General features: G+C 64.3%; 11 protein-coding genes. 3 read left to right on the forward strand and 8 right to left on the reverse strand.

From position 1 onward, the window contains the following. Positions 1-856: 856 nt before the first annotated feature. From NM2_RS51070 to NM2_RS36435, 3 genes are read left to right on the forward strand one after another with little or no spacing between them, the layout of a single operon-like run. The gene (locus NM2_RS51070; protein ID WP_157121570.1) at positions 857-1,003 is read left to right on the forward strand and encodes a hypothetical protein; all 147 of its coding nucleotides are present in this window, start codon (positions 857-859) and stop codon (positions 1,001-1,003) included. 59 nt (positions 1,004-1,062) lie between these two features. Further along, positions 1,063-1,668, forward strand: coding sequence for a restriction endonuclease subunit S (locus tag NM2_RS36430; RefSeq protein WP_169816304.1), 606 nt, complete (start codon positions 1,063-1,065; stop codon positions 1,666-1,668). A 2-nt stretch (positions 1,669-1,670) separates the two neighbouring features. Further along, positions 1,671-3,608 carry an N-6 DNA methylase gene (locus tag NM2_RS36435; protein WP_067678907.1) on the forward strand — a complete coding sequence of 646 codons (1,938 nt, stop codon included), beginning with the start codon at positions 1,671-1,673 and terminating at the stop codon, positions 3,606-3,608. 342 nt (positions 3,609-3,950) lie between these two features. On the opposite strand, the gene NM2_RS36440 is transcribed toward NM2_RS36435, so the two are convergent. From NM2_RS36440 to NM2_RS36475, 8 genes are all read right to left on the reverse strand, one after another. Then, positions 3,951-7,232: a protein kinase domain-containing protein gene (locus NM2_RS36440; protein ID WP_067678910.1), complete on the reverse strand. Its 3,282-nt coding sequence runs from the start codon at positions 7,230-7,232 to the stop codon at positions 3,951-3,953. 292 nt (positions 7,233-7,524) lie between these two features. Then, a complete protein-coding gene (locus tag NM2_RS36445; RefSeq protein WP_067678913.1) occupies positions 7,525-8,967 on the reverse strand; it encodes an NAD-dependent succinate-semialdehyde dehydrogenase in 1,443 nt (480 codons plus the stop codon). A 248-nt stretch (positions 8,968-9,215) separates the two neighbouring features. Further along, a complete protein-coding gene (locus NM2_RS36450) occupies positions 9,216-10,193 on the reverse strand; it encodes an NHL repeat-containing protein (protein ID WP_281182674.1) in 978 nt (325 codons plus the stop codon). 2 nt (positions 10,194-10,195) lie between these two features. Then, on the reverse strand, positions 10,196-10,978 hold the full coding sequence (locus NM2_RS36455) for a VOC family protein (RefSeq protein WP_157121572.1): 783 nt from the start codon (positions 10,976-10,978) through the stop codon (positions 10,196-10,198). Positions 10,979-11,020: 42 nt separating this feature from the next. Next, on the reverse strand, positions 11,021-11,980 hold the full coding sequence (locus NM2_RS36460; protein WP_067678919.1) for a PDR/VanB family oxidoreductase: 960 nt from the start codon (positions 11,978-11,980) through the stop codon (positions 11,021-11,023). 158 nt (positions 11,981-12,138) lie between these two features. Then, the gene (locus NM2_RS36465; RefSeq protein ID WP_067678922.1) at positions 12,139-12,564 is read right to left on the reverse strand and encodes a Rieske (2Fe-2S) protein; all 426 of its coding nucleotides are present in this window, start codon (positions 12,562-12,564) and stop codon (positions 12,139-12,141) included. Between the two features lie 31 nt (positions 12,565-12,595). After that, a complete protein-coding gene (locus NM2_RS36470) occupies positions 12,596-13,639 on the reverse strand; it encodes an amidohydrolase family protein (RefSeq protein ID WP_067678925.1) in 1,044 nt (347 codons plus the stop codon). Continuing rightward, entirely contained in the window at positions 13,636-14,790 is a 1,155-nt protein-coding gene (locus NM2_RS36475; RefSeq protein ID WP_067678928.1) for an amidohydrolase family protein, read from the reverse strand. The genes NM2_RS36470 and NM2_RS36475 overlap by 4 nt, the downstream gene beginning before the upstream one ends. Positions 14,791-14,809 lie beyond the last annotated feature (19 nt).

Consider the following 14,809-nt stretch of genomic DNA (forward strand, 5'->3'; position numbering starts at 1 on the left):
TCCCCGGACACCGGCGAGGACGGTGAACTCCTGCCGCGGATCACCGCAGGATCCCCATGAGCACCTCGGCGATCGGCCGTCTGCTGTCGCGCAAGTTCAACAAGTACGCGCGCGATCTTTTCCGCATCGGGTGGGTCACGACGGACACCACGCACACGAAGCTCACCCCATCCCGGAGCGGCGTTGTTCGAAGTCTTCATACGACCATCCTGTGCTCAGACCACAACGACGGCCACGGTAATCCGCTCCGAGCGACTGCACCTCCGCCATCTACCTGGCCCCGGTCGCAGCACTTGCCCGGATGATGTGCGTATGAGCCCCGAGTATGAACTCCCACAGCAGCGGCTGGCTTGGGGGAGGCCGGCCCCACATGCCAGCCTCCCGGTGTTGCCCGCCGGTCGTCAGGGTTGTCCGATGACGGTTCCGGATGCCTCGCCGAGAGGCAAAAGGCGGACCGGTGACCGCTGGTCGGCCGGCGCCGGCCGTGGACTCCTACCACCACTACCCGCTGGATCATCATCGCCCGGACTGTCGGCTACCTGCTGCCGTGCGAGTTCAACAAGCACCATCGCGATCTTCTCGGCATCCGGACTGCGTCCGGCTGGCCCAGTGCACTCCCCGCGGGCAGCTACACTAACTACATATTGCGAAGGAGACTTCGCACTTGAGTTGATGTAAGGTGAACTCGCCACAGAGGACACCGCATCGCCCCGAGGAGATTGCAGTCAGCGCGGGGCGATGCGGTTTCAACCGCTTCGTTCATCACGGAGCAGTCGGAAGGAAACCCATGAAGAATGTCCCCTTCAGCAGGTCATGGTACTGGCCCCGCCCTGACAGGCGTACCGCCTGCTGTGGCGTGGTCATCATCGTGTTCGTCGTCGTTCTCGGTTCCACGATCGGGTACGGCCAGGCGGCGATCGGTGCATTTATCACGGCGGTAGTTGGCGCTGCCGCGGCGGCGGTGGTCGAGTCGATGCTTCGGGCTTGGGCTTACCGCGCATGATGCACCGGGGGCGCGGTGCCGGTCACCGCGCTCCCGTCCCGCGAACCGAGGGAAGGCAGGTGAAGGTCGTGGGTGGAAATGAGCGCGTCGCGCTACGAGAACTAGCTGAAATCACGCCTGGTCCATCCGGCTCGTTGCTCGACGGACTCGGAGATGCCTCTGACGGGGTGCCCGTGGTGACGCCGTCGGACATCACCAGCGGATCCCAGGTCGACGCGCGGACGCTACGGCGGCTGCCAGACGATGATGCGAGCAGGCTGGGCCGGTTCACCCTTCGACAAGATGACATCGTTGTGGTCCGCCAAGGGTCGCTCGGCAGACTAGCGATGGTCAGACCGGAGTTGGTGGGGGCTCTCTACAACTCCTCGTGCGCGCGGGTACGCAGCGACGATCGTCGGGTTCTTCCCCAGTACTTGTTCGCGTATCTCTCCTCATCTGCTGTGCGGGAGGAGATTCTCCAGCGGGCACTGCAGGGGACGGTCCCGTCCATCAATGCCGCGCTGTTGGGTGACCTACCGGTGATAGTTCCTCCGTTGGAAACCCAGGATCAGGTGGTTGCAGTGGTTGCCGATGTCGATGAACTCACCCTCATCCATCGAGCGACTGCGGACCGCCTCGACATCCTCAAGCAGGCACTACTCGATGACCTTTTGAGGAAAGGGTAGACATGCGCAGTGTCGATCTCGCTCAACATATTTGGAAGGCCGCTGACACTCTTCGAGGCCCCCTGGACGCCACGGAATACCAACGCGTCCTCTCCGTCGTGCTCCTGCTGAAGTGGGCATCCCACCACCCAGAGAAGCTCACCATCCCCGAGCCCGCTACATGGGACAATTTGACGGCATCCACCGAAACCTCAGCAGCCGACGCCCTGCATGCAGCCGCAGCGGCGTTGAGCCAGAGCAACCCGGAAATCCTCGATAAGGAGTTCCAGCACCTGGCATCGCTCACAAAACTGACCGATGCCCAGGCCAAGTTCTTGATCGACACATTCGACTCAATCCTCAAGGTAACCGCCGACTCCGAGCAGGACGACGAGGACGCCGGCAGGGCCTACGAACAGTTGCTCTACCGATTCACGGACAAGAGAAGTGAATTCAGCACACCGCCCTCGGTCAGTCGGCTGATGGCTCAGCTGGCCAATCCCCAGCCCGGACACTCTGTCTACGACCCGTGCGCAGGAACCGGCGGTCTACTAATCGCCGCCGACGCCTACGTAGCAGACCACACTGGCCAGACCGATGCCCTTTCTCTATTCGGACAGGACATCAACAAGCAGACGTGTACAGTCGCACGACTCAACCTGCTGCTACACAACATAACCAACGCAACCATACGAGCAGGCGACGCACTCGGAGATCCGAGCTATCTCGACGATTCGGGAAGCCTCCAACGCTTCGACCGGGTCGTAACCGATCCGCCGTTCAGTTTGAAAGGGCCCCGCGAGCTAATTCCGCAGCACACACGATACGGAGTGAGCCGCTTGGCGGACCTGATGTTCGTCCAGCATGTCCTGGCCTCACTGGCCCCTGACGGAGTAGGCGTCGTCACCGTCCCGCACGGGGTGTTGTTCAGAGGCGGGACCGAAGGACAAATCCGTCAGGGGCTGCTCGACGACGGCAGGATCGCTGCAGTCGTCACCCTCGGACGCAACATCTTCCACAACACCTCGATCCCCGCCAGCCTCTTGGTCCTCCGCGGCGAGCACTCCGCCAAAACAAGCCCGCGGGATGTGCTGTTCATCAACGCAGAGAACGAGCTCGATGTCGCACGCTCGAAAAACCACTTGGCACCTCGTCAAATCGAAAGAATCGCCACCACGTTCCACAAGCAAGAAGAGATCGACCACTTCTCCCGGCTGGTGTCCATCGACGAGATCACAAGCAAGCAGTTCAATCTCAACGTCAGCGCTTACATCGACCCACCGCCGACCCCCGTCATGAGCCCGGACATCGGCGCCCTCCTCACCGGCGGCATCCCCGTCTCGGAGGTCGGAGCATCGCGAGACAGGTTCGCCGCGTTCAGGATCGAACCGATGAGTCTGTTCGTGCCCCGCGAGCCGGGATATCTCGACTTTCCACCAGAAGGATACGAGGCCATCGCGGCAACTATCCCGAAGCGAGCCGCCCCCATCGAAAGCGAGTTCACGACCACAGTTGAACACTGGACCCAAGAATTTCGTGAGGACAAGGCAATCCTGACCAGGGAACCGCTCGCCACAGTACGCAAGCACTTCTCCGAGACATTCCTCGACGCGTTGTCGGCCTCGGCGATCCTGAACAACGAGCAATTGTCCGGCCTGTTCACGGACTGGTGGGTGACGAACGAGGAGGACCTCAACCAGCTACGCAGTCCCGACAACGGCTCCGACTCCCCCGCCGCGAAAGAGTACGAGGATCTCTACGACAGGATCGATGCCGACCTCGTCGCAAGGGCAACGAAACTGGTGGCTCGAGAGCGCAATCGCCTAGTCGATACGTATGTGGCGTGGGGAAACCGGTACAACACCTCCCTCAACGAACTGGAGACCCGACGGGCAGAGGTGTCCTCTCGCCTGACCAAACACCTTCGAAGACTCGGCTACCCGGATGAACTCACCCACTAATCCACACGGCCGACCGACAAGTGCCCCGGGCGACGAACTACTGCGTCGCCTATCGGACCCGCACAACGGGCCACCTGAGCGCAGGCCGACAAGCCCGCCCACGCGCACTGGAGCGAGAACGCGGCTGCGGAATTTTTCAAGAGGTCTTCGCGCCGCGGTCGAAGAACACGAGGACGGCGCGGAGAACTCTGCACCGAAGACATGATCCAGGATCACGACCACTGCGATGTCACCATCACTCTGACCCGGGAATGCCTGCGCCCGAATCAGTCGAGCACGCCCTGCGTGCCTGGAACCGGTTCGAGCTCGACCGCAGCGCACCCCACGAGGCTGTTGATTTGCTCATGCAGGCTGGTCCGGGGAATGCTCTGCCGCCCACGTTGCAATCTGTGCTCGCGAGGTGAAGCCCAGCTTGGTGAGGATGTGCTCCACGTGCCCTTCAGCTGTGCGCTGCGAAATCACCAGGCGGGCAGCGATTGCCTTGTTGGTCAATCCCTCGGCGATGAGGTCGACGACCTGGCGCTCTCGCTTGGTCAAATCCGTTGATACACGACCAGCTGATGCCGCGGCGCTATGCTCCCTCAGCGCGAAGTCGATTGCCGCGTCGAAACTCATCGCAACGCCTTTTTGATAGGCGGATTCGTATTTTCGCCGGCCGAGTACGTCGCGAGTGCGGCGCTCGCATTCCTCATGGAAGACAAGCAAATGGGGACGTCTGATGCTGGAACCGCCGACTGCCTGACCGAGCCCGTGCGCGGCACCCAGCAAAACGGCGGCGCGCCGGGCGTCGTGCTTCTCCGCCGCGATCCAGGCGAGTATTTCCGAACAGTACGCTGCGACGAGCGGATCTACGATTTGTCGCGCCAACCGAATAGCCTGTTCCAACAGCTGCGCCGCCCGCTCCCGCTCACCGCTCTGCCATACGGCAAGCGCCATGGCACGCAGTGTCAGCGACCGGTATACCGTTTCGCCGTGGCGTTCCGTGACGGTCAGTACCTGCTCAAGGCAGGCGAGGGCACGCGGCAGGTCCCCCGCCAGTTCGTACCTCCATCCTAGTGAGATCAGTGCTCTCAATTTGAGCTGGAATGAGATCCCACTATGGGCGTCGAATGCCGTGACGGCCTCGTTCAACCGAGTGGCTGCGCAAGCCAGATCGCCGCTGCTGAGAGCGGTGTATCCGTCGGCATAGGCGAGCAGGGCACCAATGCTGTGATCGGCTGTCTGCTCGGCAAGAACGCGAAGCTCGGCTACGTGCCCGTTTGCGCCCAGAAGGTCACCCAGGATCACGGCGAATACGGCGGCTGTGTACAGGGCCCCGGCTCGGTCGACCGCCGGCGCGTCGGATGTGCTGGTGAGTGTGCGGTCGCACCAACGGCGCCCCTCGCTCAGCCGGCCGCTCGAAAGCCAGAAACCGAAGAGCGCGGCGGCGGTCCGCAATCCGGCTGCGTCCGCCTCCGATCGGCTGAGTTCCAGCGCTTTGCGCAGGTTCGGTAACTCTCGTGTGAGGCGGGCGATCCACTCGAGCTGGCGTGGACTTACCCAGTCTGTCTCTGCCTCTAGCACCAGCCGCTCGTACCAGTCGCGGTGATGCCGGCGCAGTTCCGCATACTCGCCAGCATCCGTGATCTTCTGTAAGCCGTACTCCTGCACGGTCTCGAGCAGCCGAAAGCGAACCACACTGCCCGTTTCCTCCCGGATCAGGATCGACTTGTCGACCAGCGCGGACAATGCATCGAGGAACTCGGGCTCGCTCATGTCGCTGCCGCATACGTCCTCGGCAGCGTCGAGTTCGAAGCTTCCCGCGAATACCGACAGCCGACACCACAACCGTTGTTCCTCGGGTGTGCACAGGTCATAGCTCCAGCCGATGCACCACCCCAACGTCTGCTGCCGTGTCGGCGCACTCCGGCTGCCGCGAGTCAACAGGGCAAACCGATCATTCAGCCGCACCAAAATCTGCTCGACAGACATCGTGCGCAGCCGCGCCGCTGCCAGCTCGATCGCCAATGGCAACCCATCCAGCCGTGCACAGATCCCGGCCACGCTGAGCCGGTTGTCCTCGGTCAACTGGAATCCTGGCACCGCCGCGGCGGCCCGCTCCGCGAACAGCGTCACCGCGTCGGAGCCGGTTGTTCCCCGCAGGGACGACCCGGTTCTCGGATCCGGGAACCCCAGCGGCGGCACCGGCAGTACCGATTCCCCGCCAATGCCCAGAGCCTCACGACTGGTAGCCAGTATCCGCAGCTGCGGGCAGGCCCGCAGTAACGACTCGACCAGTTTCGCGACCCCGTCGATCACCTGCTCGCAGTTGTCGAGCACCAAGAGCACATCGCGAGTAGTGAAGAATTCCACCAGCACCTCGAGCATCGGCCTTCCGACCTGGTGCCGCACTCCAAAGGTGCCAGCCACGACATCGGCCACCAACGACGGATCCAGCAACTCACTCAGCTCGACCAGCCAAACACCGTCTGCAAAATTCGGTTGCGATTTTTGGGCGACCCGCAGCGCGAGCCGTGACTTGCCGACCCCACCGATTCCGGTCAGCGTCACCAGACAAGAACTCGACAGCAGGTTCTTCACCTCCGACACCTGCCTACGACGATCCACAAAATGGGTCAGCTCCAGCGGCAGGTTCCCCACCCCCTCGCGGAATAGACCAGACCTCCGGTCAGGAACGCCGTCCCACCGCTCGGAAACAACCACCGGCACTACCGGCTCGCCTGACGGCTCGACCGGAAGCGCCATCTGGTCGACCCCGAAACCGTGAGCGAGCTGAGCTCGCTGAAGCAGCTCACCGAACAGCGCAGCGCTAGGACGGTCCTGCGCATCGCTATTCATCGCCGCCTCGACGATTGCACAGACATCGTCGGGGATGCCGCGTTCGCGCAGGTCCGGAACCGACTGGGTCGCGATCCGCAGGAACTGCGCCACCACCTGCTCGCCGCTGCGGCGCTCGAACGCGGCGTGACCGGTGAGTGCGCAGAACACCGTGGCCCCAAGCCCATATACGTCCGAAGCAAAGCTCGCTGGATCCCCACGGAGGACCTCGGGTGCGGTGAAGGCGGGCGAACCGGTGACCGTACCGGTGGCTGTCCGGAAGCCCCCAGCCAGATGAGCAATGCCGAAGTCCGTCAACGCAGGCTCGCCGTAGTCGGTGTACAGAATGTTCGCTGGCTTGACGTCGCGGTGCAGAACTTCCGCACGATGCGCCGTTTCCAGCGCACCCGCCATTTTGACCCCCAGGCGGAGTACTTCCTGCAACGAAAGCGGGCCATCGCGGATGATTCGCGCATGCAGTGAGCCCCGCGAGCAATACGGCATGACCAGGTAGGGCCGACCAGTCTCGGTTTCGCCGACCTCGAGCACCTCAGCTATGTGTGGATGGCCCGTCAGCCGCGCCATCGCACGTTGCTCGCGAAAGAAACGCTCTCGATTCTCATCGAGTTCGCGGGTGAGGACCTTCACAGCTACCACACGGTCCAGAACAGACTCATTGCAGCGGTATACGACGGCGAAACCACCCCGCCCTATCTCATCTGCGTTCTCAAACCCGACAGCACTCAACTCCGTGACAACATCAGCACCGAGGTCACGTTCCGTCTTGAATGGATCGGTGTCCGTCATCGGTCACTCGCAATACACCTTCGGGCTCAGCAAGAGAATACGCCGCCCAGGGTCAGCCGAATTGGTCACCTGCTTGGAGGTATTCGATCGGATCAGCACACTGTTCGGTGCGTCTGAGCTCGCAGTCGGAGAGCCACTCACCGCCCCGAATCCCGCCTCAATCGTCAGCGTCCCCCAGGAAACCGCTGGTCAACGCCAGGCCCGATCCTTATGACGACCTAGTAACCGCCCGCCACATTCGGCAGCGAGCGCCGAAGCCGACCGAAACCTCCGCCGACTACAGCCTAAGGTCTCAGCGGAGTGCGACGTACTTTGTCTCGAGGTATTCGTCGATGCCTTCGCTCCCGCTTTCGCGTCCCAGACCGGATTCCTTGATGCCTCCGAACGGGGCTGCGACGTCGGAGAGGATCCCACGGTTGACGCCAACCATTCCGGCTTCGATCGCTGCGGACACGCGCAGGGCACGGTCGATGTCGCCTGTGTAGATGTATGCGGCCAGCCCGTAGGGGGTGTTGTTCGCCGCGGCGACTCCGGCTGCTTCGCCGTCGAAGGCGACGATGGTCGCTACGGGGCCGAAGATCTCTTCCCGCAGAATGAGCGCATCTTCTGGTGTGTCGGTCAAGACCGTGGGCGGGTAGTAGTAGCCAGGGCCTTCGGGAACGGTTCCGCCGGTGCGAATCCGGGCTCCAGCAGCGACGGTCATGTCGACGAGTGTGGCGACGCGCTGACGCTGTCGGGCGGTGATCATGGGCCCCAGATCGGTCCCTGGCTGGTCGCCTGGGCCGACGACAAGGGCGCGCATGCGGTCGGTGAATTCGTCGGTGAATTCGTCGAGGACCGAGCGCTCCACGTAGATCCTGTTTGCCGCGGTGCATGCCTCGCCGCCGTTGCGCATCTTGGCGGCCATCGCACCATCGAGGGCTGCCTCGAGGTCGGCGTCGGCGAAAACGATGAAGGGGGCGTTGCCGCCGAGTTCCATCGACGTGCGCAGCACATGTTCAGCGGCACCGCGCAGAAGTGTCCTGCCGACCGCGGTGGAACCGGTGAAAGTCACCTTCCGAAGCCGTGAATCGGACAGCAGCGGGGCCGTAAGCGCCGCGGCGTCGGAGGTGGGCAGGATCGACAGCACCCCGTCGGGGAGCCCGGCCTCGCGGAACACCTCACTGAGCAGCAGCATCGTCAATGGGGTCTCGGCGGCGGGTTTGATCAGCACGGTGCATCCGGCGGCCAAAGCGGGTGCGATCTTGCGTGTGCCCATCGCGAGCGGGAAATTCCACGGGGTGATGGCCAGGGTCGTCCCGACGGGTTGCCGGGTGACCAGGATGCGGCCCGCACCACCCGGTGATTCGGCGTACCGGCCATTGATCCGGACCGCTTCCTCGGCGTACCAGCGCAGGAACTCGCCGCCGTAGGTAACCTCGCCGTAGCTCTCGGCCAGCGGTTTGCCCATCTCCGAGGTGATCAGCCGAGCGAATTGTTCGCTGTGTTGCATCACGAGTTCCCATGCGCGACGCAGGATATCTGCGCGAGCGCGAGCGGGTGTCGCGGCCCAGTCCGACTGGACGTCCGCGGCGACGCTCAACGCTTCGATGGCGTGGGCCGGGGTGGCGTCCGCGACTTCGGCGATCGACGCTCCGGTTGCCGGGTCGACGACGGTGAACGTGCGATCAGTCGTGATCGACCGTCCACCGATCCGAAGCATGGTGGGATCGGCGATAAAAGCGTTGTTGGACATGGATTTCCCTGCGATCGGTTGTTGGTTACTCGGCGGATCACGCCCGGAGCCCGGAACACGGTCGGTGCTCCTGCCCCTCACGCAGCAGCGCCGACCGCTCCGGGTCACCTTGTGCGGCCTGCTCACACGGCGAACGATCAGTATTGTTGAATTGTCTTGTGGTCGAATGCTTTTCGATATCCGAAGCCGGGCGGAACCTGCTGTCAGGACGGCGAAGGTTCGTTGCGCAGCGGGCGTCCCATCTCGTATCAGGGGAGCATTGCGCGGGGCACGAACTTGTGCAGACAGCGATGCCGCTGCTGGGCTCGGCCGGTGCTTCGGGCGAACGACTCCGGCACCTCGGATACGTAGATCGCGCCGGTGGAATCGACGGCGATAGCGTGCGGGGCGAGGAAATCTGTTCTGGGCGGGGCAATTCGGGCGACGACGGTGCGGTCCGGGGAAAATACCGTGACCCTGCCGGGCAGTTCTCGCTCGGCGGGCCCCAGTCGCCAGGACTTCAGATCGAGTGGGCCGCGGGCGAGTTCGGTCACGTACGCATAGCCGCGCTGGTCGATGGCAACGTCTGTCGGACGTTGCACGTCGTTCCGCAACTCGAGCAGTTCGCCATCGCGATCGAACACTTGAATGCGGTCATTCTCGCGGTCGCACACCAGGATTCGGCCGTCGTTGTCGATGGTGATGCTGTGTGGGATGACGAAGCAGCCCGGAGCGGCTCCGGGCGCGCCCCAGGAATGCACAAGTTTCCGGTCCGGGGAGAACCGGTGCACGCGGCAGTTGCGGTAGCCGTCGCTGACGAACAGTTCTCCGTTCCGCGACGATACCGCCTTGGTGGGTCGATTGAACGGCGGGCCGCCGTGCATCCGGTCGAACGCGCTCTCCCTGCTCGGCGCCGAGGTGGCGTCGAATCCGGTCTGAGACGGGGCGCCGCTGCCGATCACCTCCAGTCGCTTACCCGCCGAGTCGAATACGTAGACTCGGTGACCGCCGTCGTCGGCGATGTGGATCTTGTCTTCGTGGTCGATCGAGATGAGGTGCGGACGTTCGGAGAAGTCGTCGTCGCTCCAGCGGTCGACCACTGTCCCGTCGCGATCGAGCACCGTGACCGCATCCTCGCCGCGCCGCAGGGCATAGACCTGGTCGCGGGAATCGACCGCGATGCCGCTGACGTCGCGATCCCACTCGTCCGTACCCCAGTCCGTGACTTCCTCGTACTCGATCACCATGGTCACTCGTCCGATGGGTGGACCCAGCGCGGGGCGAGGGTGTCGCCATCCGGCGACGGGCCGTCCAGGAGCGCGGGCACCGGATCCTCGTCCATGAACCAGTCGGAGAAGTCGTAGGACCGCCAGGCGCCGTCGGCGGCGTCGAAAGTCGCTATCTCGAGCGGGTTTCCGCTGGGGTCGAGGAAGTAGAACGAAGAGATGAACCGGTGCATGTTGTTCGCGCCGCGCCGCTCGGAGATCTCCGAGACGGCCACGCCGTGCGCGAGCAGATGTTCGCGGAACCATTCCACATCGGCGTGCGTGGGCACGTCGAAGGAGAGGTGATCCATCTTCTGCGGCTCACGCGGTTGGCTGCACCGCTCGGAGATCTCCGAGGGCCACAGCACCGAACTGACCGGGGCGGCCGGTTTCTCCGCGACCGCGGGAGATTCGTACAGGGAGAACAACTCTCCGTTGCCCATCTCGAAGAACACCTGACGCACCGTCATCTCCACCGCGACCGACGAGGGTTCGGCGGCGTTCGCCACGGCCCCGCCGCTGGAGTGGTTGGCGGCGCGGCGCAGGCCGTCGGCGGAGGTCGCGAAGCGGACGGTCCGCACCACGCGCAGGCCGAGGATGTCGCGGTAGAACCGCACGCCCTCGTTGATGTCCCGGGTGAACAGGACCAGGTGGTTGATCCCCGAGATCCGGCCCGTGGCCGGACCGCACTCCTGCAGGACGCGCTGGTGGCGCGGCACCTCACCGGAGATCGAGGAATCGCTTCCGGTCGGGGCTACTGTCGTCATTGCGATCGGCTCCTTACTTCGTTGTGTGCGGTGAACGTTCCGTCATGCATCGAGAATCAGTCGGGCCGAACACGATCGCGAGACGCACACCATCATGGTTTTGCCTGCCTCGCGTTCCGCCTCGCTCAGGACCTCGTCCCGGTGGTCGGGCGTCCCCGAAAGCACGGCCGTCTCACACGATCCGCAGATGCCTTCCTGACAGGACGAGTCGATGTCCACGCCGGATTCCTCGGCCATCTCGAGGATGGAACGATCCGCAGGCACGGTGACCGCGACACCCGAGCGGGCGAATTCGACTTCGAATTCGGTTGCTGTGCCCTCATTTTCGCCTTCCCGGCGGGCGAACCGCTCCACATGCACCCGCTCGGAGGGCCGCGCCTGACGGCTCTCGTCGATCGTGCGGAGCATGGATTCGGGCCCGCAGCAATAGATGGCGGTGTCCGGACCGGTCTGCGCGATCAGTGCGGTGAGGTCGGCGCGACCGTGAGTGTCGCGTGCGTGCAGGCTCACCCGGTCCGCACCCAGCGCGAGAACGTCGTCGAGGAACGCCATCGAGTCGACCGAGCGCCCGCAGTACACCAGACGCCAGTTCTTGCCCGATGCCGCGACCTCGGCGATCATCGGCAGCATCGGCGTGATGCCGATTCCGCCCGCGATGAACAGATACTCACTTGCGGATTCGAGGGGAAAGTTGTTGCGGGGTCCGGTAACTCGGACTGTATCCCCCACCGCGCAGGACTCGTGGATATGCGCGGATCCGCCGCGCCCCTCCGGCACCAGCAGCACGGCGACCTGCCACTGCCTCCGGTCCGCAGGCGAACCGCACAGCGAGTACTGGCGTACGTATTCCGCACCCCGGGAGGTGAAGTGGAGATCGATGTGCGCGCCCGGTTGCCAGGCCGGAAGTTCACTCCCGTCCCGGGATGCGAGCGTGAGACGAAGAATTCCCTTGGCCACCGGATCCGTCCCGGTGACCACCAGCTCGAGGTCGCGTTCAGACATCGGTATTCCTAACTGAATGAAAAATGCTTGCGGCACAACCGGACTCGATCGCTCTGTCCTGAGCGGGGGTATGACCGGCCCGTCGGCGGCGTGGTGGAGTGCTGCACCGCACTCCGGATCCAGTGGCGGTCCCGCTGCTCGAGACCGCCACCGTCAGCTCAGATCTCGATGACGAGGGTGGCGTCCTCGACCGACACCGGAATCGTCTCGACGCCTTCGCGCAGCCGCTCGAGCACGTCCGGTGGCACCACCGAGACCGGATAGCCCCGCACGCGCTGGCGCGAGGTGAAGATCGTCCGGCCGGTCTTGATCTCGAATTCCCAGTGATGCCAAGGGCAGGAGACGATCTCACCGTCGCGCTCCCACCGCATGGCCAGTTCTCCGTCGTCGCCCACCTCCGCCGCGGACGTGCCGCGGACGGTCCCTTTACAGAGCGGGCCGCCCATGTGCGGGCAGGTATTCTTCAACGCGTAGAACTCTCCGTCGACGTTGAACACGCCGATCCCGCTCGTGACTCGGTCCGGGTAGACGACGGTCGACGATCCCGGCGGCAACTCCGCGGCCGGGCCCACTACATAACGCATGTGCTGTTCCTCGTGTTCGGTCGCATGTCGGTCATGCGCTCACCTCGGCTGAAAACCGCGCTGCCAGACGTGGATAGAACTGCGCGGCGTTGTCGGCCAGCGCCCGCTGACGTTCCGGTTCGGTCCAGGCGGGGAAGACATCCTGTGCGCGGACCCCGTCCCAGTAGGGATGGCGGCTGCCGAACAGCACCAGCGAGGAGGTGTCCCCGCCGATGGTTCCGGTCGAACGTGCACTGTGCGGGGAGATCTCGTCCTCGGGCTGGGTGATGAAGCGGACGTGTCGTTCGAGGTAGCTGGTCGGGGCGTTCACCACCCACGGGACCTCGAGCCGGTCCGATTGCCAGTCCTTGTCGGTGCGCACCGCCAGCGACCGCGCCGCGTGCACGCTGACGTCGCCGAACACCACTCGCAGTTCCGGCAGGCGCTCGAAGACGCCCGCGACGATAAAGCTGGTCAGCTGCGTGATCCCGGACAGCGGCCGGATGGTGTGCGTCTCGGCGTAGAAGCTGGGGAACCCGACCTGTGAGGGCGGCGGTTCCACCAGGGTGCCCAGATCGTCGTGGACGAACACCACCAGACCGCGCTCGGCTGCGGCCCGCCAGATCGGGAAGAAACGCTGTTCCCCGTAGGTGGCCAGGGCGCGCGCCGGGACGACGAGTTGCACGAATCGGTCGTCGTCGGCCCAGCGGTCGATCTCGCGCAGCGCGACGTCGGTGTCGTTCATCGCGATGCGGATCGATCCCAGGAACCGGCCCTCGGATTCGGTTGCGGTGAGCCAGTTCTCGTAGAGCATCGTGTTCGCGGCGCTGGCGACCGCGGCGGCCTGCTGCGGGTTGGGCCAGTATCCGCGGGTGGTCGGGCTGAGCACCGCGTAGTCGACGCCGGAGCGTTCGAGGACTTCGGCGACCGCGGCCGGACTCGCCGCCTCCTCGGGCGACACCGACAGCTGGTCGAACGGCGCGGCGTATCGATCACCGTAGAGGGTCGGCAGTTTGAGCAGATTCCAGGGCGAGCCGATCGCCCGGTTGAACTCGATGTCGGGCAGGACGGGGTGAATTGCGCAGTCGATGATCACAGTCGGCCCGCCGCCCGGTCGAATCGATCCGCCGGCCTGGTCTCGGGCAGATCGTAGAGTTCTCGTGCGTTCTCGGACATGATGCGGTGCTTCACCTCAGGGCTCAGCGAGCGCGGCAGGGCCTTGCTCGGCGGGTCGTAGTCGTAATGCGGGTAGTCACTCGAAAACAGCAGCAGCTCAGCAGCATTCGCCTCCTCGAACAGATCGGCGATCTGCTTCGGATTCGGCGATTCCTCAATGGGCTGCGAGGCCCAGCGGAAGTTGTCCCGCACGTACTCGAGCGGAGTCTTGCGCGCCGAGAGCTCCTGGCCGGTCCGATCCCAGTGCCGGGCCAGCCGATCCACCAGCGGCCGGTACCACAGGAATCCGCCCTCGATGAACAGGACCTTCATCTGAGGATGGCGGTCCAGCACGCCGTTGCAGATCCAGCTCGCCATATGCGTCGCGTACGCCATCGGCGCGATCAGCGAGTGGTATTCGACGAAGTACTGCAGAGGACCGGTCGAGGTCCACCCCAGCGGCTGGGTGGCGCCGCCGCGGAAGTGCACGCCGACAGGCAGATTGTGCCGGGCCGCAGCTTCCCAGATCGGGTCGTACATCGGGTGGCCGAAGGGCCGCGGCCCATAGTGACCGACCATCACCTGACGAAACCCCGGGTGCTCGGCCCATTTCTCGATCTCCCGCGCCGCCGCGATCGGGTCGTCGACAGCGATCGAGATGGATCCGACGTACCGGTTCTCGTCGTTGTACTTCGACAGCCAGGTATCGGCGAGCCAGGTGTTCACCGCAGCCGCGAGCGCGGTGTCCAGGGCCGGGTCCACAGTGAAACCGCGGAAGCTCCACGGCAGCAGGATCGCGTAGTCGATCGGATCGTCGACGAACAGCTGCTGTCCGACCATCTCCGGATCGGATCCGATATCGCCGTGCTCGGGGTAGGCGTCCTTGCGGCCGCCGCCGTCGAGGGTCTTGTACGTCGCACGGCTGAACGGCACGCGGTCGATGACGTTGCGGTTGCGCCATGGTGCGTCCAGGTAGGAGATGAGTTCCTCGAACGAGCGTGGTTCGACGTGGACGTCGGTGTCGATCGCCGAGATCCGCACGGGATCGGCCTGGGCTTCTCGGGGGCCCGAATGTGATTGTGCGAGTGTCATATCCGTTACTCTCCTGTCC

It is taken from the genome of Nocardia miyunensis NBRC 108239 (genome assembly GCF_001613065.1).
Lineage (GTDB): Bacteria > Actinomycetota > Actinomycetes > Mycobacteriales > Mycobacteriaceae > Nocardia > Nocardia miyunensis.